Source organism: Novibacillus thermophilus (assembly GCF_002005165.1).
Taxonomy (GTDB): domain Bacteria; phylum Bacillota; class Bacilli; order Thermoactinomycetales; family Novibacillaceae; genus Novibacillus; species Novibacillus thermophilus.
Map to the genome: position 1 here is coordinate 1,367,256 of NZ_CP019699.1, position 20,586 is coordinate 1,387,841.

The 20,586-nt window shown below is 52.7% G+C and carries 15 protein-coding genes and 4 pseudogenes; 15 read left to right on the forward strand and 4 right to left on the reverse strand.

Going from position 1 to position 20,586, the window contains the following annotated elements:
* Positions 1–7: 7 nt before the first annotated feature.
* The 8 genes and pseudogenes from B0W44_RS06820 (at position 8) to B0W44_RS06855 (ending at position 8,684) form a co-directional block, all read left to right on the forward strand.
* Positions 8–879 (forward strand): annotated as a pseudogene (locus B0W44_RS06820) (dihydroorotate dehydrogenase).
* Positions 869–1,570 carry an orotidine-5'-phosphate decarboxylase gene (gene pyrF / locus B0W44_RS06825; RefSeq protein ID WP_077719405.1) on the forward strand — a complete coding sequence of 234 codons (702 nt, stop codon included), beginning with the start codon at positions 869–871 and terminating at the stop codon, positions 1,568–1,570. Before B0W44_RS06820 ends, pyrF begins: the two are co-directional and overlap by 11 nt.
* Before the next feature lie 213 nt (positions 1,571–1,783).
* Entirely contained in the window at positions 1,784–2,365 is a 582-nt protein-coding gene (pyrE, locus tag B0W44_RS06830; RefSeq protein WP_077719406.1) for an orotate phosphoribosyltransferase, read from the forward strand.
* A 132-nt stretch (positions 2,366–2,497) separates the two neighbouring features.
* Positions 2,498–2,725: a hypothetical protein gene (locus tag B0W44_RS06835; protein ID WP_077719407.1), complete on the forward strand. Its 228-nt coding sequence runs from the start codon at positions 2,498–2,500 to the stop codon at positions 2,723–2,725.
* A 33-nt stretch (positions 2,726–2,758) separates the two neighbouring features.
* Entirely contained in the window at positions 2,759–4,693 is a 1,935-nt protein-coding gene (locus B0W44_RS06840) for an aconitate hydratase (RefSeq protein ID WP_077719408.1), read from the forward strand.
* A 205-nt stretch (positions 4,694–4,898) separates the two neighbouring features.
* Positions 4,899–6,302, forward strand: a complete 1,404-nt coding sequence (locus B0W44_RS06845; protein WP_077719409.1) for an NAD-dependent malic enzyme — start codon at positions 4,899–4,901, stop codon at positions 6,300–6,302.
* A gap of 155 nt (positions 6,303–6,457) precedes the next feature.
* Complete coding sequence (locus tag B0W44_RS06850) at positions 6,458–7,804, forward strand: phytoene desaturase family protein (RefSeq protein ID WP_169835459.1); 1,347 nt, start codon at positions 6,458–6,460, stop codon at positions 7,802–7,804.
* On the forward strand, positions 7,773–8,684 hold the full coding sequence (locus B0W44_RS06855; RefSeq protein ID WP_077719411.1) for an RNA polymerase sigma-70 factor: 912 nt from the start codon (positions 7,773–7,775) through the stop codon (positions 8,682–8,684). Before B0W44_RS06850 ends, B0W44_RS06855 begins: the two co-directional genes overlap by 32 nt.
* 257 nt (positions 8,685–8,941) lie before the next feature.
* Here the strand turns inward: B0W44_RS06855 and B0W44_RS06860 are convergent, their stop codons facing one another.
* Entirely contained in the window at positions 8,942–9,160 is a 219-nt protein-coding gene (locus B0W44_RS06860; RefSeq protein WP_077719412.1) for an AAC(3) family N-acetyltransferase, read from the reverse strand.
* Between the two features lie 213 nt (positions 9,161–9,373).
* Here B0W44_RS06860 and B0W44_RS06870 point away from each other — a divergent pair, with 213 nt between their 5' ends.
* Positions 9,374–9,976 carry a Maf family protein gene (locus B0W44_RS06870; RefSeq protein WP_077719414.1) on the forward strand — a complete coding sequence of 201 codons (603 nt, stop codon included), beginning with the start codon at positions 9,374–9,376 and terminating at the stop codon, positions 9,974–9,976.
* A gap of 3 nt (positions 9,977–9,979) precedes the next feature.
* Here B0W44_RS06870 and B0W44_RS06875 read toward each other — a convergent pair whose 3' ends face one another.
* The 3 genes and pseudogenes from B0W44_RS06875 to B0W44_RS06885 all read right to left on the reverse strand — a co-directional run bounded on the left by B0W44_RS06875 (position 9,980) and on the right by B0W44_RS06885 (position 13,988).
* Entirely contained in the window at positions 9,980–10,438 is a 459-nt protein-coding gene (locus B0W44_RS06875) for a nucleoside deaminase (protein WP_077719415.1), read from the reverse strand.
* Between the two features lie 225 nt (positions 10,439–10,663).
* Positions 10,664–11,902 (reverse strand): cation:proton antiporter, encoded by a 1,239-nt coding sequence (locus B0W44_RS06880; protein ID WP_077719416.1) that lies wholly within the window; start codon positions 11,900–11,902, stop codon positions 10,664–10,666.
* A 365-nt stretch (positions 11,903–12,267) separates the two neighbouring features.
* A pseudogene (locus B0W44_RS06885) lies at positions 12,268–13,988 on the reverse strand (Rqc2 family fibronectin-binding protein).
* Between the two features lie 270 nt (positions 13,989–14,258).
* Between B0W44_RS06885 and B0W44_RS06890 the strand changes: the two are divergent.
* From B0W44_RS06890 to rpoZ, 6 genes and pseudogenes are all read left to right on the forward strand, one after another.
* A pseudogene (locus B0W44_RS06890) lies at positions 14,259–17,035 on the forward strand (calcium-translocating P-type ATPase, SERCA-type).
* A 199-nt stretch (positions 17,036–17,234) separates the two neighbouring features.
* Positions 17,235–18,221 carry a lipoate--protein ligase gene (locus tag B0W44_RS06895; protein WP_077719417.1) on the forward strand — a complete coding sequence of 329 codons (987 nt, stop codon included), beginning with the start codon at positions 17,235–17,237 and terminating at the stop codon, positions 18,219–18,221.
* A gap of 121 nt (positions 18,222–18,342) precedes the next feature.
* On the forward strand, positions 18,343–19,209 hold the full coding sequence (locus B0W44_RS06900) for a YicC/YloC family endoribonuclease (RefSeq protein WP_169835460.1): 867 nt from the start codon (positions 18,343–18,345) through the stop codon (positions 19,207–19,209).
* 62 nt (positions 19,210–19,271) lie between these two features.
* Positions 19,272–19,538 (forward strand): extracellular matrix/biofilm regulator RemA, encoded by a 267-nt coding sequence (gene remA / locus B0W44_RS06905; RefSeq protein ID WP_077719419.1) that lies wholly within the window; start codon positions 19,272–19,274, stop codon positions 19,536–19,538.
* Between the two features lie 24 nt (positions 19,539–19,562).
* Positions 19,563–20,143 (forward strand): annotated as a pseudogene (gene gmk / locus B0W44_RS06910) (guanylate kinase).
* A gap of 151 nt (positions 20,144–20,294) precedes the next feature.
* The gene (gene rpoZ / locus B0W44_RS06915; RefSeq protein WP_077721282.1) at positions 20,295–20,510 is read left to right on the forward strand and encodes a DNA-directed RNA polymerase subunit omega; all 216 of its coding nucleotides are present in this window, start codon (positions 20,295–20,297) and stop codon (positions 20,508–20,510) included.
* Positions 20,511–20,586 lie beyond the last annotated feature (76 nt).

Genomic DNA, 20,586 nt, shown 5'->3' on the forward strand with positions numbered 1-20,586 from the left:
TCCGGTCATGCCCGCTTCTGGCTGTTTCGGTTTCGGCCGGGAGTACAGTCAGTTTTACGACTTAAGTAAACTGGGAGCCATTGCCGTTAAAGCGATTACGCCGGAGAAGAGGAGGGGAAACGACACCCCCGGGTGGCCGAAACCCCATCGGGGATGTTGAATGCCATCGGTTTGCAGAACCCTGGGATGGAGCAAGTGCTGTCCACTGAGTTGCCGTGGGTGGCACAGTTCGGCGTTCCCGTTTTTGCTAATATCGCTGGCGTGAGCGTGGCCGATTACGTTCAGGTGGCAGAAGCCGTCAGCCGCAGCGGGTACGTGCAAGCGTTGGAGTTAAACATTTCGTGTCCCAACGTCGATTGCGGCGGGGTGACATTCGGCACTGACCCGAGTCTTGCGGCTGAAGTGACACGAGCAGTCAAACAAGTGAGCACTGTGCCGGTTTTTGTGAAATTGACGCCTCACGCCGGAAACATCGTGGCGGTGGCCGCTGCAGTGGCGGCGGCGGGAGCAGACGGGCTGAGCATGATTAACACCCTCCTCGGCATGCGGTTTGACTTGAAAACGAGACGGCCGGTCTTAGCCAACGGAAAGGGCGGTTTATCCGGTCCGGCCATTAAACCGGTCGCCCTGCGGATGATATGGGAAGTGAGTCAGGAGGTGAACCTTCCCATTGTCGGCATGGGCGGCATTACGTCGGCCGAGGACGTCGTCGAATTTTTCCTGGCCGGTGCGTCTGCCGTGGCCGTTGGGACGGCAAACTTTACGAATCCGTTCGCGTGCCCGGACATTATCGAAAACTTGGAGCCGTTGTTAGACGAGATGGGTGTGGAACACATATCTGAGCTGACAGGAGCGGGGTGGAAAACACGTGTACGATGAACGACTCATAGTCGCGCTGGACGTCTCCGATCCAGTTGCTGCTGAAAACATGTTACAGTCCTTCGGGAGCGTCAAGCCGTTTGTCAAAGTAGGGATGCAGCTGTATTACGCCGCCGGACCGGATTGGGTGCGCAAGTTAAAGTCGCGCGGGCACCAGGTCTTTCTCGACTTGAAACTGCACGACATTCCCCGGACAGTCTACCTGGCTGCGCAAAACTTAGGAAGGTTAAACGTGGACCTGCTCACCGTCCACATTGCAGGGGGAGTGGAAATGTTGCAGGCTGCCGTCGCCGGTGTCGGAAGCGTTCAGACAGAGGTTACCACGAAAATTGTCGGCATTACGCAGTTGACGAGCACCGACCGGCAGATACTGAACGAGCAAATCGGCATCCCCGGTACCGTCGCCCAATGCGTGATTCACTACGCCCGGTTGGGACGAGAGGCCGGCCTCGACGGCGTCGTTTGTTCCGGGTGGGAAGCTGCAGACATCAAACAGCGTTTCGGCAGGGACTTTCTCGCCGTCACCCCCGGCATCCGACTGCCTGTTGACGAAAGCGGCGACCAAAAAAGGGTGATGACTCCGGAGCAGGCGATTCGCGAAGGGGCCGACTACCTCGTCGTCGGACGCCCGATCACCCGGGCCAAGCGACCCGCCGACGCATACGACCAATTGTGCAGCTTACTGCCCTGACATACGTGCCATCAACACCTGTCACGTCACATGCCTTTACGTCAAAGTCGTGACATGGAACAGTCATTTTTTGGAAGTGTCTTCCGGCGCTCCCTCCTCACTGTCACACACGATTTTCTTTCCATTGTTCGTGCGGCAAAGGGGTACAGGGATTTAGCTCTTTCTGCGGCAAAACGAGAGGAGGAATGGTTAAGAGAAATGGAGGAAAGACGTATGACAACCGATAAAAATGATTGGCTCGACCTACTGCAGAAACGTCACGTGTTGCAGGAAGGACATTTTTTGCTGACGTCGGGTCGCCACAGCGGCCAGTATTTACAGTGTGCTCGGCTGTTTCAACACCCGGAAGACGCGGAAAGAGTCGGGCGGGCCTTGGCAGTGCCGTTCTGGGACATGGGTGTGGATGCTGTAGTCGGACCGGCGGTAGGCGGCATTATCGCCGCCCACGAAGCGGCGCGGGCTCTCGGCTGCCGCGCTGTCTTCGCTGAGCGGGAAAACGGACAGATGACATTGCGCCGCGGCTTCCAGTTGGAACAGGGAGAGCGGGTCGTCGTCGTAGAAGACGTGGTGACGACAGGGGGCTCGGTGAAGGAAGTGCTGAGAGTTGTCGAATCGAACGGGGCGGACGTCCTCGGCATTGCCAGTGTCGTAAACCGCACAGGGGAAGGGACGCCGTTTCAGTACCCGTACCACGCCCTGCTGTCGCTGCACATAGAGACGTACGAACCGGACACCTGTCCTTTATGCAGAGCAGGGGCACGTCCTCCTATTAAACCCGGTAGCCGAAGACAGTAGGAGGCATCGCCTCGGTATACGGCAGAAGAGCAATCGGGTCCCGCGTCACGCGGGAACGAATGCTCTTCTGTGTATAAACGCGCTCGTTTATTCGAAAGATATATAGGACGGATACTCATTGGAGGTAGAAAAGTGGATTCATCCAGTGAACTGTACACCCGCGCTCTCAATGTCGTACAGGAAGCACGACATACCATCCAGCAGGCACAAGCGAGCGGCAACGTCCAACAAGTATATGAGGCTCAAAGAAGACTGTACCTCGCGCAACAAGAAATTGAACATGTCCAGTCTCTGCTGAAAGAGAAGGCGGGAGCTCGCGAGTCGCATCAAGGGCATCAGTCTAGGGATTTGGAAGAATGACCGCAAGGCGGGCAACGTGCGGGAGGTGTTTGCATGGGATTAAATGTCACCCAAAAGTTGATTAAAAACCACCTCGTATCCGGCGATATGACCCCCGGGTCGGAAATCGGGTTAAAGATAGACCAAACGTTGACCCAGGATGCGACGGGAACGATGGTCATGTTGGAACTGGAAGCGATGGGGTTGAAACGGGCGAAAACAGACGTGTCGGTCCAGTACGTCGATCACAATTTGATTCAACTGGACAGCAAAAACCCTGACGACCACATTTTCCTCCGCAGTGCGGCACAGCGCTTCGGCCTTTGGTACAGCCAGCCGGGGAACGGGGTCAGTCACCCGGTCCACATGCAGTATTTCGGAAAGCCTGGCAAAACGTTGCTCGGATCGGACAGCCACACGTGTGCCAGCGGGTCACTGGGCATGCTGGCCATTGGCGCAGGCGGATTGGAAGTGGCGATGGCCATCGCCGGTGAACCTTACTACGTGAGAATGCCGGAGGTGTGGGGCATCCGATTGACGGGAAAGCTGTCCGACTGGGTCAGTGCGAAAGACGTCATTCTGGAAATGCTCCGCCGGTACGGTGTAAGGGGCGGGTTCGGCCGCATTATCGAATACTACGGTCCCGGCCTCGAATGCTTAAGTGCCATGGACCGGCACGTCATCGCCAATATGGGGGCGGAACTGGGAGCGACGACGACTGTTTTTCCTTCGGACGGCGAAGTGCGGAATTTCCTCAAAGGGGAGGGGCGAGAAGAAGATTGGGTAGAGATCAAGGCGGATGACGATGCGACGTACGACTTGGAAGGCGAAATCGATCTCTCCTCACTAGAACCGCTCATCGCCAAACCTTCCAGTCCGGGGAACGTCGTTCCAGTGAAAGAAATCGAGGGGGAGCCGATTTACCAGGCGTATATCGGATCATCCGCGAACCCAGGATACCGCGATTTTGCTATCGCGGCGAAAATGGTGGAAGGAAGGCGCATTGCAGACGGCGTTTCGTTCGACATTAACCCGACCTCCCGGGACCTGTTAGAGGACTTGACGAAAGAAGGGCTGCTATTTCACTTGATCAAAGCTGGGGGGAGAATCCATCAAGCGGGTTGTAACGGATGTATCGGGATGGGGCAGGCTCCAGCAACCGGACGCAACAGTTTGCGTACGACACCGCGCAACTTCCCCGGCAGATCCGGCACGAGGGAGGACAGCGTTTATTTGTGCAGTCCGGAAACAGCCACTGCCTCGGCTCTCAATGGACGCATTACCGACCCCCGAGAACTCGATATGGCGTATCCAGAGATCGAACTGCCGGAAAGGGAGAAAAACATGAGCATGTTTCTGGCTCCTTTGCCTGAAGAAGAAGCAGAAAAAGTGGAACTGATCAAGGGGCCAAACATCGCGACAATTCCGGCCATGGAAGAGTTGCCAGATCACATGGAAATCGAAGTGTTGTTGAAAGTGGGAGACAACATTTCTACCGATGAGATTCTGGCCGGGGGAGGAAAGGTGCTTCCGTTTAGGAGTAATTTGCCCGAGATCAGTAAATTTGCCTTTGAAATTATCGATGACACATATTACACCCGCGCCATCGACGCCCGGGACCGAGGTGGTAGTGCCATCGTCGGCGGAAGCAACTACGGCCAAGGGTCAAGCCGGGAACATGCCGCTTTGGCACCCCGCTACCTCGGCCTGCGAGTCGTCATCGTGAAAGATTTCGCCCGCATACACTGGCAAAACCTCGTCAACTTCGGCGTGTTGCCGTTGACGTTTAAAAATCCGGACGATTACCGACAGCTAGATCGAGGAGATGTCATCGTTCTCTCCAATTTGCGCGAAACGATACAGAAACGTCACGAGTTGACTGTAAGGGTCAGGGGAACGGACAAAGAAATTCCCGTCCGACACGATCTCTCCCCGCGACAGGTGGACGTTCTGTTGAAGGGTGGGCTCATTAACTGGGTCAATCGGTGACACCTTGATACTTTACCTCCCCAACGTGTGTGAGAGCTCTATCGACTTCCCCTTAGGGATTTTGTGATAGAGCTCTCTTTTTTAGCAACTGTATCGTATAGACCTTGTTACAATTTGTCCCTACTAGATAATTCACTTTTGTAGTAATATAGTTGGTATATTCCATCGCACACAACTGGACTTTTTCTATAGGAGTGGAGAACGTATGGCACTGAGTGTAATCTTGCGGTTGGAGATGGACAAGAACAAGGTGTCATTTGGACAGTTGGCGACGACGATCAGTGAAGCGGAAGGAGATATTGTTGCCATCGACGTCATCCACCAAGGGCGGGAAACGACGACTCGTGACGTTACGGTCAATGTCCGCAACCAGGACCACAGTGAGCACATGATCGACGAAGTGAAAAAGCTGGACGGTGTGAAACTGATTAACGTGTCGGATCGCACGTTTCTCATGCACATCGGCGGGAAACTGGAGATGAAACCGAGATTGCCGATCAAAAACCGCGACGATCTCTCACACGTGTACACGCCCGGTGTCGCCCGTGTGTGCACGGCGATTCACGAAGACGAAAGCAAGGCCTTTTCCCTCACGATCAAGCGCAACACCGTCGCTGTCGTGTCAGATGGCACTGCCGTTCTCGGTTTAGGGGACATCGGTCCTCGCGCGGCCATGCCAGTGATGGAGGGGAAGGCCGTCCTGTTTAAACAAATGGCCGAAATTGACGCCTATCCCATCTGTCTCGATACGACGGACACGGAGGAAATTATCCGTACGATCAAGGCCATTGCTCCAGGTTTCGGTGGCATTAACCTCGAAGACATTTCATCTCCCCGCTGTTTTGAAATCGAAGATCGGTTGAAAGAAGAGCTGGACATCCCCGTCTTCCACGACGACCAGCACGGGACGGCGGTCGTGTTGTTGGCCGGATTGTTGAACGCTTTAAAAATTGTGGAGAAGAAGCTCTCCGATGTGAAAGTCGTGGTCACGGGGATCGGGGCTGCAGGTGTGGCGTGCACGAAAATGCTGCTTTCCGCCGGGATCGAGAACGTCATTTGCGTGGACCGGCACGGCACATTAGTGGACACCGAAACGTACGACAACCCGATGTGGAATTGGTGCGCGAGCCGCACAAATCCGGACAGAGTGAAAGGGACGTTACATGAGATCATCGAGGGGGCCGATGTGTTTATCGGCATATCCGGTCCCGGGGTCTTAACAGTAGAAGATGTGAAACGAATGGCGGAGAACCCGATCGTGTTCGCCCTCGCTAACCCGACTCCCGAGATCGATCCCGAAGAAGCGGAACCCCATGTGCGCGTCATGGCGACGGGACGGTCCGATTATCCAAACCAAATTAACAACGTCCTCTGTTTCCCTGGCATTTTCCGCGGAGCGCTGGACTGCCGTGCCACGACGATCAACGAGGAAATGAAACTGGCCGCGGCTCAGGCCATCGCATCCACCGTCACCGACGATGAGTTGAACGAGTCTTATATCGTGCCTAGCGTGTTTAACGAGGAAGTGGCGCCGCGCATTCGCGAGGCCGTCATCCGCGCCGCCATCGAAACGAAGGTCGCGCGCAGGATCCCGAAAGAATTTCGATAGGTTTATGCGTTTAGAAAGGCAGGTGGAGGGAAACAGTTCGTTTTTCTCCACCTGATTTCTTATTTTTGGGCAGGTGAACGCTTTCCACCTTGACGGAAAGTAAATGTCACAAAACGGTCCGCCTCTTCGTCTCAGTCTATAAACGAAGCAAAGAGGTGGAGTTTGTCGTGCAAAATGTCGATGTTGCGATTATTGGCGGTGGGATTTCCGGTTTGACAGCAGCCAATTATTTAGCCAAGGCTGGTTTGTCTGTCTTGTTGATCGAAAAATCCAACCGGTTAGGGGGCCGCGCCAGAACGGTTAAAAAGAACGGAGTCTTTTTCAACCTAGGGCTTCATGCGTTTTACCAGGACGGTGAGGGAGAAAGAGTGTTGCGGGAGCTCGACATACCGTTATCAGGAGGCAATCCACCGGCAAAAGCTGTTGCGGTATGGCGAAACAAGATGTTTCCTGTCCCGACCGGACCGCTCCAACTGCTTTCTTCCAAGCTTTTGACTTTGTCCGGAAAAATCGAGCTTGCGCGCTTCATGGCGAAAATCGGTAAAATCGAATCGGCCAGAATAGGGTCCATCAGTCTGCAAGATTGGGCGGAGAGAGAAATACGCGATCCGATCATTCGGCATTTAGTTTACGCCATATGCAGAACCAATTCATACGTGCCTTACCCCGACCTCCAGCCCGCTGGACCATCTGTTCGGCAGCTGCAGCGCACTTTCAGCGGGAAGGCGATGTACGTTGACAAAGGATGGGGATCGATCGTAGACAGCTTGCAGGAGCGGGCGACGCGCACGGGAGTCACGATTTTAAGCAACAAAAGAGTGATTGAAATTGAACATGACGAAAAAGTTCGCCACATCCGTTTTGACAATGGTGACAGAGTGGCTGTACCGTTTGTGATTGCCTCGGTTGAACCGGAAGAAATAAGTCGCCTTGTAAAAAGAGGTGGATCTGCAACCATTTCCCAGTGGGTGAATCGAACCCGACCGATCAATGTTGCATGTCTGGACATCGCGTTACGAAAACTGCCCAAACTCTCCCCAGATTATGCCGTTGCTTTTTGGATCGACCAGCCTCTCTTTTACAGCAACCAATCCAGTGCAGCCAAAATGAGCGAAGACGGTTCAATTGTTGTAAGTTTAGCTAAATACCTTGGCAGTGAACCTGGCGACTGGAAACAGGACAAATGGCAGTTAGAACGAGCGATGGATGTGTTGCAACCGGGTTGGCAAAACGAAGTTGTAGCGAGACAATTTTTACCACGCATGACGGCCATTCACGATTTTATCTCCATTGACAAAAATGGCACGTTTGTAGGTCCTGCCGTTCCGGAAATCAAAGGGTTGTACGTGACCGGTGATTGGACGGGGAGAGGTGAGATGCTGGTGGATGCCGCCCTCGCCAGTGCCAAAAGGGCAGCGATGCAGGTCGTGAAAGAGTTTGATAAACTGAAAAAAAGGGGGGAGGTCCCGAGTGGAGACAGAGGAGTTGTACACGACGTATAAACCTTTGCTGTTCGCCCTCGCGTACCGCATGCTGGGGAGCGTGATGGACGCCGAGGACATAGTACAGGAAGCGTTCGTGTCGTTAGAAAAAAAGCCCCTTGATCACGTTCAACATGTTAAAGCGTATTTGTGTAAAATCGTCACCAACCGCTGTATCGATCAGTTGAAGTCCGCAAGACAGCGGCGTGAAACGTACGTCGGACCGTGGTTGCCAGAGCCGTTCGTGACTGACGGGGACATTCTCGGTTCTGGGGAAGATCCTGTTCGACAATACGAGGTGAAAGAGTCGCTCTCGACGGCTTATTTGCTTTTACTGCAGCAGCTGTCGTGGACTGAGCGCGCTGTATTTCTGCTGCGGGAGGCACTCCAGTTCGACTACAGTGAGATCGCGGAAATCGTCGGGAAGAGCAGTGCCAATTGTCGGCAAATTTTTCACCGTGCCAAACGGAGTATTAGTGGTAACGCGAATCAAAAGGTGGCCGCACGAGGAAAAACGACGGCACTTGTCGAGCAATTCATTACTGCCATTCTGAACGGCAATGTCGATAAACTGATGCATGTGTTGTCAGAGGACGCCACATTGTACACAGATGGTGGAGGAAAAGTGAGGGCCGCTCGCCGTCCGATCTTCGGTTCGGAACGTATTTGTCGCTTTTTCACCGGAATTGTCTCAACGATTCCCGCAAATTTCTCCTACCGCTTGTGCCTGGTGAACGGTGGGCCCGGAATTGCGGCATACGTAGGCGGAGACCCTTTCGCTTGCCTGTCCTTTCGCTTTGGGAACGGGACGATTTCCGACATTTACATCGTAGTGAACCCGGAGAAATTGCAACACCTGAACGACACGATGGGGATACGGTCAGTAGAGCGGGAAACATAAAAAAACGTTTTGTTGTCTGTTTGGGTGAAGGGAGCACGCATCGGTGGAGCAAAGCGGTTCGTTTTTTCTCCGCCGATTTTTCTTAAGGGACGCCCTAGACGGCCCCATTTTTTGAGTAACGTTCTGTCAACCACTGTCGGGTAAAATCAACGACTTTACGTTGATCGAACAGTTTCGCAGTGGCCGATCCGACAGGACCGGTCGTGAATTATTTTGCTCTTCAAACGCCCTTCCGATTTGCTCAAATTCTTCTTCGTTTAGTTCAATGTCTTCATATCGCTTTCCAATATCCGCTGTCCGTTTTCCAGGACAGGTGCGCCGGTCGTCACTGTTGGTCTCACTCGAGCGCGGTATTCGGCGAGGTGAAAGGACGTGTTGCTGTCGTGGCCGACACCGAGCCGTAACACAGACCCGTTTAGGTCGTATAATCGGGCTAAGGGAGATAAACCGGCATCGAGGGCATGGTGAAGAATTATAGCTGCGCATTACACCTGGAAAAGAGCGAAACGTTTCAGCTACGGCCCCCATCGTTTGACATACAGGGAGATGGCGTCTATCATTCGCATCAAAGCCATTCAAAGGAGATAGCCAAGACTTCAGCTCACATTGAGACTACAGTTCCGTTTCCTTTTTCGCTCGGAATGCGAGACCGCACGAAGTTTGGCAAAAATAAACTGTAAGGTGATCACATGTTACAACCGCATGAACGCCGTCTCGTATTAGCGTCCTCTTCACCGCGCCGTAAGCAGCTGATGGGTTTGTTGGGATTGCCTTACGATGTTGTCGTCAAGCCCGTCGATGAGCAGATTGCGCCTGGCGTGAGTCCGGAGGAAGCTGTGCGGGAACTTGCGCTACGTAAAGCCCGGGCGGCGGTCAAGGACGTCCGTGAATCGAATCAGGACGCTGTCGTGATAGGTGCGGATACCGTTGTTGTGTTGGACGGGCACATACTGGGAAAGCCGCGAGACGAACAGGACGCTTTCCACATGCTTTGCGCCCTGCAAGGGAAGACGCACCAAGTTTACAGCGGCGTTACGTGCATCGATGCCGTAACGGGGAAGACAGTCGTCGATCACTGCGCGACTGCCGTCACTTTTAAGCCGTTGACTGAAAGTCAGATAATGCGCTACATCCAAACCGGTGAGCCTAAGGACAAAGCAGGAGCGTACGGCATCCAGGGCCGGGGGGCGGTCATCGTCGAAAAAATGGAAGGAGACTACTTCAACGTGGTGGGCTTGCCGTTGTCACGGTTGAACGACATGTTACGCGATTTCGGGTTTGATGTGATCTGACGATCAGTTGCGGTTTAACTCACGCCATAAATCAAAGGGATTCATTTCTGGATGTTCGTTCGCCACTTTTTCCATCGCAATGGCGCGCTCGTTTGCCGGGAGAGCCAGCTGCTTGTAGATGTAGGCAGACCCGAGTTCACTTTCGGAAGGGTCTTTCGGATAAGCGTAGTAGACCGTTTGACACTGCGCCCAGTATATAGCGGCCAAGCACATCGGGCACGGCTCGCCGCTCGCATATATGTCACAGTCCGACAGATCAGTCCGGTTTAACCGTCTGCAGGCCTCGCGAATGGCCTGTATTTCGGCATGGGCTGTCGGATCGTTCGCGGCCTTCACGTCATTAACGCCAGTGCCGACGATCTCGCCGTCTTTCACGACAACAGCTCCGTAAGGCTCTCCTTTTTTCTGTACGTTCTCGTAAGCTAACGCAATCGCCTTTTGCATGAACTCCTGCTTCACCATGTATCACCTCATCCGTTCAAGTTTACATCGAGTGCAAAAGTTAAGAAAAGGAGTGGATTTTCGATCTTTATCAGTGAAGTTGAGGCACTCTGTACGAAAACGTATTTAGCAACATGAACAAGCATAGCTGCCAACTGTGTCATCATGAGTCATGGTAAGTTATGCGATGTCATTAGTTTTCTGTGAGATTAAAAGTCCGCCCATGCGTTCTGGGCGGAAATGGATTTAAGCACCGACAGACGTTTTGACAGTATCGGTTTCTCCTTTTTCTTTCAAGAACAGTTTTATCAGTGGAGGCGTGACAAGTGTAGACGCGATGACCACAATCAAGGCTGCACTAAACAAGTCGTTGCTAATAATGCCGCGCTCAATGCCAATCATGGCAATGATCAACCCCACTTCACCGCGGGCGACCATGCCGGCCCCTACCACTAACGAGCTCTTCGTGTTAAATTTGGCGACTTTCCCTCCCAGCGCACAACCGATTACTTTACAGAGGATCGCGACAATAGCTAACAGTACGCTAAACCAGATAATCTCTGGATTGATCTCCCTAAAGTTGGCGACAAGCCCGATATTGGCAAAGAAGAGGGGGACAAAAAAGGGATAGCTGAAGGCCTCCACTTTGTGAGTCATCTCTTCCCGGTGGGGGGTTAAACTTAACATTAACCCGCACACGTAAGAGCCCACAATGCCTGCCACCCCAAACAGTTCACCCATGTAGGCGAACAGTAAAGCCACGATGACCGCAAAGGCCAGCAGCGTTTGAGAGACTTGAAAACGTTGGACAAATTTAAGTAAAGCGGGCAAAACGTAGTAGCCGATCAACACGGCGACGACAAAGAAAACTGCGATTTTGGCGACGAGAACGCCTAAATCGCCTATTCCGCCGGCTCCGGCTGAACCGCCTGCCGTTAAACCGAGTACGGCAGACAGAATAATGATGCCTAGGACATCGTCTAAAACGGCGGCTCCCAAAATTGTTGTTCCCTCTCTAGACTTTAATTTCCCAAGTTCGCGCAACGTCTGAACAGAGATGCTGACGCTTGTGGCCACTAACAGAGTCCCGACGTAGACGGCAACTGTCGTTTCAAATCCAAATAACATGGATAACCCCAACCCTCCGAGGAAGGGAAGGACGACGCCGCCGATCGCCACTGTCGTTGCGGCAAAGGCGTTTTTCTTAAATTCTTGCAGATCTGTTTCTAAACCCGCTAGAAACATGAGGAGAATAACCCCGATTTCTGCCAACTCACTGATTAACGGGTTAGGGTGAATCAGGTTTAAAACTGTGGGACCTAGTAAAATCCCGACCAGCAACTTTCCAAATACAGAAGGCTGTCCAATTTTAGTACTCAAGTGTCCCAGCAGTTTCACCGCAAAGACGATAAGTGCGAGCTCAAACAGAAAGTAAAAACTGCTTGCCTCTTCTACTGAGTTGACAATTGATTCCCAAAAATTCATAAAATTGCGCGTTAAGGCAAAACCCTAACGTCCTCCTCTCTACGATTTCTCCGATTGACAACAAGACCCTTGCTAAAAAATGGTGGTTGGAAAATGCGGCGTGGGGCGATGACGCGACACTACCGTGGATTCCCAATTCGAAGGAAGGGCGTACCTTCGTGAAACGGGGAGGTACACTCCTCATTTAGTCATGCGGCGAGAGCCGTTGAAAACGCCGCCAGGTGCTAGCGAAAAAACGACGGTACCGGCGTCAATGACAAAGTGATCCATCCGTTTAAACGGGCAAGGGCCTAGATCTTTGCCACATTTATTCTAACATATGGTCTAAAAGATTTACTAGTAGGCTTTGAGGGTCGAGCTGTTTTTCACTTTCTTTCAAACCGCAGTTTGCGAATGAACGATTCATCCGGCGTTACGTACAACGTTTTGTGGTTGTCGTAAATGACGTAGCCTGGCTTCGCTCCTTTCGGTTTCCGCACGTGTTTGATCAGCGTGTAGTCGACTGGGACTTGGGCGGATGTGCGCCCTTTACTGAAGTAGGCGGCGATTTGCGCTGCTTCACGAAGCGTTCTCTCCCCAAAGTCACGGCCCCGAATGACGACGTGAGAACCGGGAATGTCTTTCGTATGCAGCCACGTGTCGTGGCTGTTGGCCAAGCGGCTGGTCAAATAGTCGTTTTGCCGGTTGTTGCGCCCGATGTAAATCGGCACTCCTTCACTCGACGTCGTTACTGTCAATTGGGGCTTTGCCTGACGCGTTTCCCTGCGAGCCTTGGCCGTTTTTTGTTTGCGGACGTAACCTTCTCGCTCTAACTCTTCGCGGATGTCTGCCACATCTTCCAGATCGGCGTCTTCCAACTGCTGCAATACGGTGGCCAAATATCTGTTTTCTTCCGCAGTTTTACGCGATTGTTCTTGGATGTGGAGACGGCTCGCTTTTGCTTTTTGGTACTTTTTGAAATAGCGTTGCGCGTTTTCTGCCGGTGAACGATTTGGGTCCAGCGGTATGGTCACCACTTCGCCTTGCGCGTCATAGTAGTTCACGACCTCAATTTTTTTGTCTCCCGGCTTTACTTGATGCATGTAGGCGGTTAACAGCTCCCCGTACAGCCGGTAACGGTCAGCTTTTTCTGTATCGCGCCACTCCCTCTCGAGCTTCTTCATTTTTTTCTCGTTTTTTTTGAGGGCGGTCTGTACAAGGCGCGTCAAATCGTGAACGCGGTTGCGCACGGCGTCGCGTTCGGCCTTTCCTTCGTAAAACGCGGCGACGCAGTCGTGCATGCGTCGGAATGAGTGCCTTTCCCCCTCTACGTAGGTTAGAGGAAAGGCGGCGAAACGTTCCTTTTCAGCCCCGTAGACGATAGTCGGTTCAAAACGGTAGTTTCGCACGCACTCCATGATGGAGTGAAACGCCTGCCAGTAAGCGGAACGGGAGCCGATTCCCGCTCGGTGGACAATTTCTTTGGCGAGGGTGGGGCCTATGCCGTCAAAAAGCTGAACTAATTGTTTGTCTAAACGCCCTTGGTTGAAATTGAGCAAAGCGAGAAACATGTCCTCATCTACGGAGAGAGGGTTCCGCTTTCCTTGTTCTGGCGGCCGTTTGTACGTTGCGCCTGGCACAATCTGCCGGAAGCGGCTGACGGCTGGCGTGACTCGGCGGATGCCGTCGAAGACGCGTCTGTCTTCCGGGTTGATTAACACGATGTTACTGTGGCGCCCCATCAATTCCACGACAATGCGGCGAGTGACGATATCACCCAATTCATCACGCGTTTCGACGTCGATGAACAGGATGCGTTCCAAACCGACTTGTCCGAAGTTGCGAATAAATCCCCTTCCACGTGTTTGCGCAACAACATGCAAAACATCGGCGGCTCGAGCGGGTTTTGGTACGTCTGCTGTGTCAGGTGCACTCTGGCGTAAACCGGGTGCGCTGAGAGCAGCAGCCGCCAGTTGTGTCCGTTCGCGCGAATGTGCAGAACGATGTCCGTCTCGCTCGGTTGATAAATTTTCGTAATGCGTCCCCCGCTGAGGAGCTGGTCACTTTCTCGCGTCAACGCTCGGGTTACAATCCCGTCGATAGCCATCGGAATCACCTCAAATTCATTTCCCAGTATACCACATCCCCCTTTTAGAATAGGCCATTGAGCCGTTTGCGTCACTGGCGGCGGAACGGAATGTCGTATCACGCGGTACGAGGCAGGGGATGTCTTAAAACTCTCCTCTTCCGCTACGAAGGACGCCTTCATCTGCTGAGACCTGAGGTTGGCGGCAGCATAGCCGTAGAGGGGCAACACTGACCTTGTATTGATCTCTTTTTCAGCAACGAAGTGGGATATTTACTGGCTTGTCTGAATATGGTTAGGATGAACACTTTATTGGACAAAGGAGGGGACAGTTTGTCGGTTTCACATGAGTGGCACCGTCTGACGAAAGACGATATAACACAACTGTTAAACGTGGACCCAGGAAAGGGATTGAGTGAGGCGGAAGCTCGTCACCGCAAGGGAAAGATCGGTGAAAACCGGCTGATGGAAGGAAAACGCATTTCCCCGTACGTTTTGTTCTTAAACCAGTTTAAAGACTTTATGGTTCTCGTATTGCTCGTCGCGACACTTATTTCCGGTTTGCTCGGCGAGTATCTGGACGCGATTACGATTATCGCCATTGTGGTGATGAATGCGATTCTCGGCTTCGTTCAAGAGTACAGAGCCGAGAAGTCCCTCACGGCGTTAAAAGAGTTGGCTTCTCCTGAGGCGACGGTGCTGAGAGACGGGAAGTGGCGGCGAATTCGTGCCGTCGATCTCGTTCCCGGCGACATTGTCTCCCTTGAGAGCGGCGACCGCATCCCGGCGGATGTTCGATTTTTGGAGACATACAATTTTCAGGCGGAAGAATCGGCCCTCACCGGAGAATCCGTTCCCGTAGAGAAACACTGTAAAACGATCGACAGTGATGAGATCTCGCTGGGAGACAAACACAACATGGGATTCATGGGCACGATGGCCGTCGGGGGAAAAGCGGTTGCCGCCGTCGTGGCGACAGGCATGCAGACAGAAATGGGGAAGATCGCCGACCTCATCGATTCGGCCGAACAGATGCAAACGCCATTGCAGCTGAAACTGGAACAGTTAGGGAAAGTGCTCATCGGTGTTGCGCTGTTCTTGACGGCCGTCGTCGTCGTGACCGGGATTATGCACGGACACGACGCGTACAAAATGTTCTTGGCCGGTGTCAGTTTGGCCGTGGCAGCGATACCGGAAGGTCTGCCAGCCATTGTCACCATTGCGTTAGCCCTCGGCGTCCAACGCATGATTAAGCGCAAAGCGATCGTCCGCAAGCTCCCGTCTGTGGAGACCCTCGGGTGTGCGACTGTGATCTGTTCGGACAAAACGGGAACGCTGACACAGAACAAAATGACCGTCAAACAGCTGTGGACAGGCGGCACAGCGTTAACCGTGAGCGGCGAAGGGTATCAACCGGAAGGACGGTTTATGCTGAATGAGCAAACGGTGGACTTGCGCCGTTATGCCGACGTTCGCCGCATGTTGCAGATCGGCGTCCTGTGCAACAACGCCCGTCTGGTCAAACAGAGGAAAAAGGGGAAGCTGTTCGCTAAAGACGAGTGGACGATTGAAGGAGACCCGACAGAAGGTGCGCTACTCGTCGTCGGAGCGAAGGCCGGATGGTATGCCAATACACTGTCGCAAAAATGGAAGCGCGTGGAAGAAATTCCTTTCGATTCAGAGCGAAAGCGGATGTCGGTCATGCTTCAGTCTGAAGACGGCAAAACGGTCATTTATACGAAAGGTGCCCCGACGTGCTGCTGGATCACTGCTCGCACATCTTGTGGAACGGCCAGGTTCGCATGCTGACGCCACAATTGAAACAGCAAGTGTTGCGCCAAAATGAGACGTTGGCCGGTCTGGCCCTCCGCAATCTCGCATTTGCGTACCGCGAAGTGAAGGAAACGGCAAGACACAGTTTGGAGCAGATGGAGAAGGAGCTCGTGTTTGTCGGGCTGATGGGAATGATGGACCCGCCGCGCGAAGAAGTGAAAGAGTCGATTAAAACGTGTGATGAAGCCGGCATCAAAACAGTTATGATCACGGGCGACCACCAGTCCACCGCTGTCGCCATTGCCCGTCAGTTGGGCATACTGCCCCGGCACGGGGAGGTGATGAACGGAAGGGAATTGGCACGCTTGTCGCCGGAAGAACTGGAGCGTCGAGTCGACAACATTTACGTGTACGCGCGGGTTTCCCCCGAGCACAAACTGAAAATTGTGCAGGCGCTGCAGGCGCGCGGTGAAGTGGTGGCGATGACGGGAGACGGCGTCAACGACGCACCGGCGATTAAAGCCGCCGATATTGGCATCGCCATGGGCATTTCCGGGACAGACGTCTCCAAAGAAGCGTCGTCCCTCGTGCTAAGCGACGACAACTTTGCGACAATTGTCGCTGCAGTGGAAGAAGGGCGCGGCATTTACGACAACATTCGGAAATTCATTCGCTACTTGCTGGCCAGCAACGTCGGAGAGATATTGGTCATGTTTTTTGCCATGCTGTTGGCCATGCCCCTTCCCCTCGTCCCTATCCAAATTTTGTGGGTGAATCTCGTCACCGACGGTTTACCGGCCATGGCCCTCGGCGTTGATCCCCAAGAGGGTGACACGATGAAGCGGCGCCCGCGAAACAGTCGAGAGAACGTATTCGCCCGAGGTTTGGGGTGGAAAATCCTGAGTCGCGGGTTGTTGATCGGCGTCTGTACATTAGGGGCGTTTTGGCTGACGTATCAGCAAAACCCGGACGATCTCGCACGCGCTCAAACGGTGGCTTTTTCGACCTTGGTCATCGCCCAACTCATCCACGTGTTTGACTGTCGCAGTGAAATATCTGTCTTTCACCGCAACATCTTTGAAAACGCGTATCTCGTACTTGCCGTTATCTCGTCTCTGTTGCTCCTCCTCGTCGTCATCTACTACGAACCGTTACAACCGATCTTCCGCACTGTGGGGGTTGGATTCCGCGAGTGGTGTCTCATCTTAGTGATGGCAGGCATTCCCACTTTTGTTGCCGGTATTTTCCCGAAGGTGATGTTTGACCACCGCCGCAGAAGAGCGCTGCCTCAGTAAAAGAGAAATATCTCGTTTCCAAAAACTCTGCCCGGAAAGCGGCAGGGTTTTTGTTTGAACCAGTCTCAAGTTTAGGACGAACAGTCTCACCTTTGAAAGCAGAGGAGCGCGCATCGTTCTATTTTGTGATAGAATAAAAAAGGTTTAAGAGACGGGTTCCTTCATCCGTGTAGGACGTGTAGGAAAGGATGTGTTTCTCTTGTTATACATACAAAACGACTCGACTGATCCCCGCTACAACTTGGCTTTGGAAGAGTACGTGTTCAAACACTTAAAGTTTGAAGAAGACTTTATCATGTTGTGGCAAAACGAACCGTCGGTCATTGTCGGGAAAAACCAAAACACCGTCGAAGAGATCAACGTGGATTACGTGGAACAGCACGGCATTCACGTCGTTCGTCGGAGCACGGGAGGCGGTGCCGTTTACCACGACTTGGGCAATTTAAACTACACGTTTATTACGAAAGCAGACGGTACCGGCATTGATTTCCGCAAGTTTACCCAGCCCGTCATCCGCGTGTTGAACAGTCTCGGCGTACCGGCTGAATTTAACAGTCGCAACGACATCGCCATTCGGGGGAAGAAGTTTTCCGGCAATGCACAGCGAGTGTACAAAAACAGAGTATTGCACCACGGAACGATTATGTTTAACAGCAAACTGGAAGACGTGCACAACGTGTTGAAGGTAAAGGCGGAAAAGTTCAAGTCCAAAAGCGTCAAGTCCGTGCGGAGCCGAGTGACGAACATTAGCGACTATTTGCCTGAGCCGATTACGATTGACGAATTTAAGAAGTTGTTGCTCGAGCGCTTGTTTCTTGAGCAGGACAGTCCGAAGCGCGAATACTTGCTGACGGAAGAAGACCAGGCTGAGATTCGCAAGATGATGGAGGAAAAATACGCGAATTGGGAGTGGAATTACGGATATTCGCCAAAGTTCAACTACGAGAAGACGGACCGTTTTGACGGGGGAACCCTTCAGGTGCGCTTGAATGTCGTGAAGGGCATCATAGAAGAGTGTAAAATTTACGGGGATTTTTTTGGAGTTGAAGATGTACAAGATGTGGAAAACCGGTTAAAAGGTGTACGTTATGACAGGGCGGCGATTCAGGAGGCGCTGCAGGGCGTCGACCTTGATCCTTATTTTGGTGGGATCACGCGCGACGAATTGTTGAGCTGCTTTTTTTGACCTTGAGAACTGTCCGACGGCGAGAACGGGAGAAAATAGGCGAAATTGAGCGTTTACCCTTGTAAGTCGGCGATTATTCCAGTAAAATAAAGTAACGGAAGTGATCGGCGTGGTAAGAAGCATGACCGGATACGGTCGAAGCGAGTGCGTGGTTAACGGCACGCTGTTTCGTGTGGAAATCCGATCGGTCAACCACCGCTACTTAGACGTCGTGGTCCGCATGCCGCGAGAATTTTTGCTATTGGAAGAGAAGATAAAAAAGGAAGTACAGTCGACCTTCACTCGCGGTCGGTTGGATGTGTTTGTGACGATCGACGCTGGCGGAGGAGGGAGACGCCAAGCGGAGATTGACTGGGGGTTGGCGGAGCAAGTGATCCGGTCAGTCCGTGCGTTGAAGGAGCGTTTTGGGTTGGTCGGCGAACCGAGCGTATCCGATGTCGTTCACATCCCGGACGTATTGGCTGTACAAGAGGTCGAGGAGAATGTTGAAGAGTGGGAAGAGCCGCTCTTACGCGTTGTCCGAGAGGCGAGTGCTGCACTGTTGGAAATGCGTCAGTCGGAAGGGGCTGAGTTGACAAAGGATGTACTAAAACGTCTAGAACGCATTCAACTGCTGGTGGCGTCCATACGCGAACAGGCACCCAAAGTTGTGGAAGATTACCGGGAGCGCATCGCGGCGCGGGCGCGCGAATACGTACAAGACCTTGACATCGACGAAGGCCGCCTGTTGACAGAAGTGGTGTTGTACGCGGACAGGTCCAACATTGAAGAGGAATTGACGCGTTTGGACAGTCACTGCAAACAATTTGAACACATCCTGTCTCAAGATTCACCTAATGGACGAAAGTTAGACTTTCTCGTTCAGGAAATGAACCGTGAAACGAATACAGTCGGGTCAAAGGCGAATGACCTTGTGATCAGCCAGGCAGTCGTGGAAATAAAGAGCGAACTGGAGAAAATTCGTGAACAAGTACAAAACTTCGAGTAGACGGGGTTTAAGACGTCCTTTACAGGAGAACATGAGGACAAAGATGCAGAGGAGGTTCGGGAATGGGGATACGCCTGATTAACATCGGGTTCGGCAACATCGTTTCGGCCAACCGAATCGTGTCGATTGTCAGTCCAGAATCAGCTCCGATCAAACGCATTATTCAAGAGACGCGTGACAGGGGAACACTCATCGACGCAACGTACGGCAGACGGACACGCGCGGTCATCATCACGGACAGCGACCACGTCATCTTGTCAGCCGTGCAACCCGAAACGGTAGCTCAGCGTCTGTCGAGCAAAGATCAGCCAGAAGAAACAGATGAATAGAAAGGGCTGTACACGGTGACAAAAATGAGAGAGAGAGGGTTGCTCATCGTTCTTTCGGGGCCTTCGGGTGTCGGGAAGGGAACGGTTTGCGCCGCTTTGCGAAAGCGTTCGTCAAACCTCGTCTATTCCATCTCCGCGACGACGCGCAAACCGCGTCGCAATGAAGTGGACGGGGTGCACTATTTTTTTAAAGAGCGGGCCGAGTTTGAAAAGATGATCGAGGAGAACGCATTTCTAGAGTGGGCAGAGTACATGGGAAACTATTACGGGACTCCGCGGAAGTTTGTGGAAGACACGTTGGCACAAGGACGCGATGTCCTCTTGGAAATAGAAGTCCAGGGGCCTTGCAAGTGAAAAAGAAGTTTCCGGAAGGGGTTTTTATTTTTCTCGCTCCGCCTTCGATGCACGAGCTGAAACAACGTATCGCAATGAGGGGTACAGAAACAGAGGAGGCGATGACTGGACGCTTGACGGTAGCCGAGAAAGAAATGGCGCTCGTACACGAATACGACTACTCGGTCGTAAACGACCGTGTAGATCTGGCGTGCAAGCGAATTTTGTCCATCGTGGAAGCTGAACACTGCCGCGTTGACCGGTTGTTCTAAAAAAATGTCCCGCGCAGTGGGAGACGTCTCGCGAAGAGGCAGAGGGGGATGGCCCAAAACAGCTTCCAAGTTCTGTGACTTCCAACGGTCGCTTTTTCTCGAAGCGGCACTTCAAAAAACAACGAGCGAACGAGGGGGATCTATCGACATGATGCTACATCCGCCAATTGACAAACTGATGGAACTGAAACATATCGACAGCAAGTACACGCTGGTCGTAGCCGCGGCGAAACGCGCGCGGCAACTGCAAGATGCACATTTAGCGAATAAGTCAGAAGCGGACAAATTCGTCCGCGCGGCTCTCGAAGAAATCGTCCAGAACAAAATTAAAATTGTGACCCAAGGGGAGCAGCCAGACAAGTCCTAAGAGTATAACAACCGGAAAGGTTGTTATTTTTTCACGTTTAGATATGTGGCCTATCGGGGTAGGCCTGGAGGGTGAA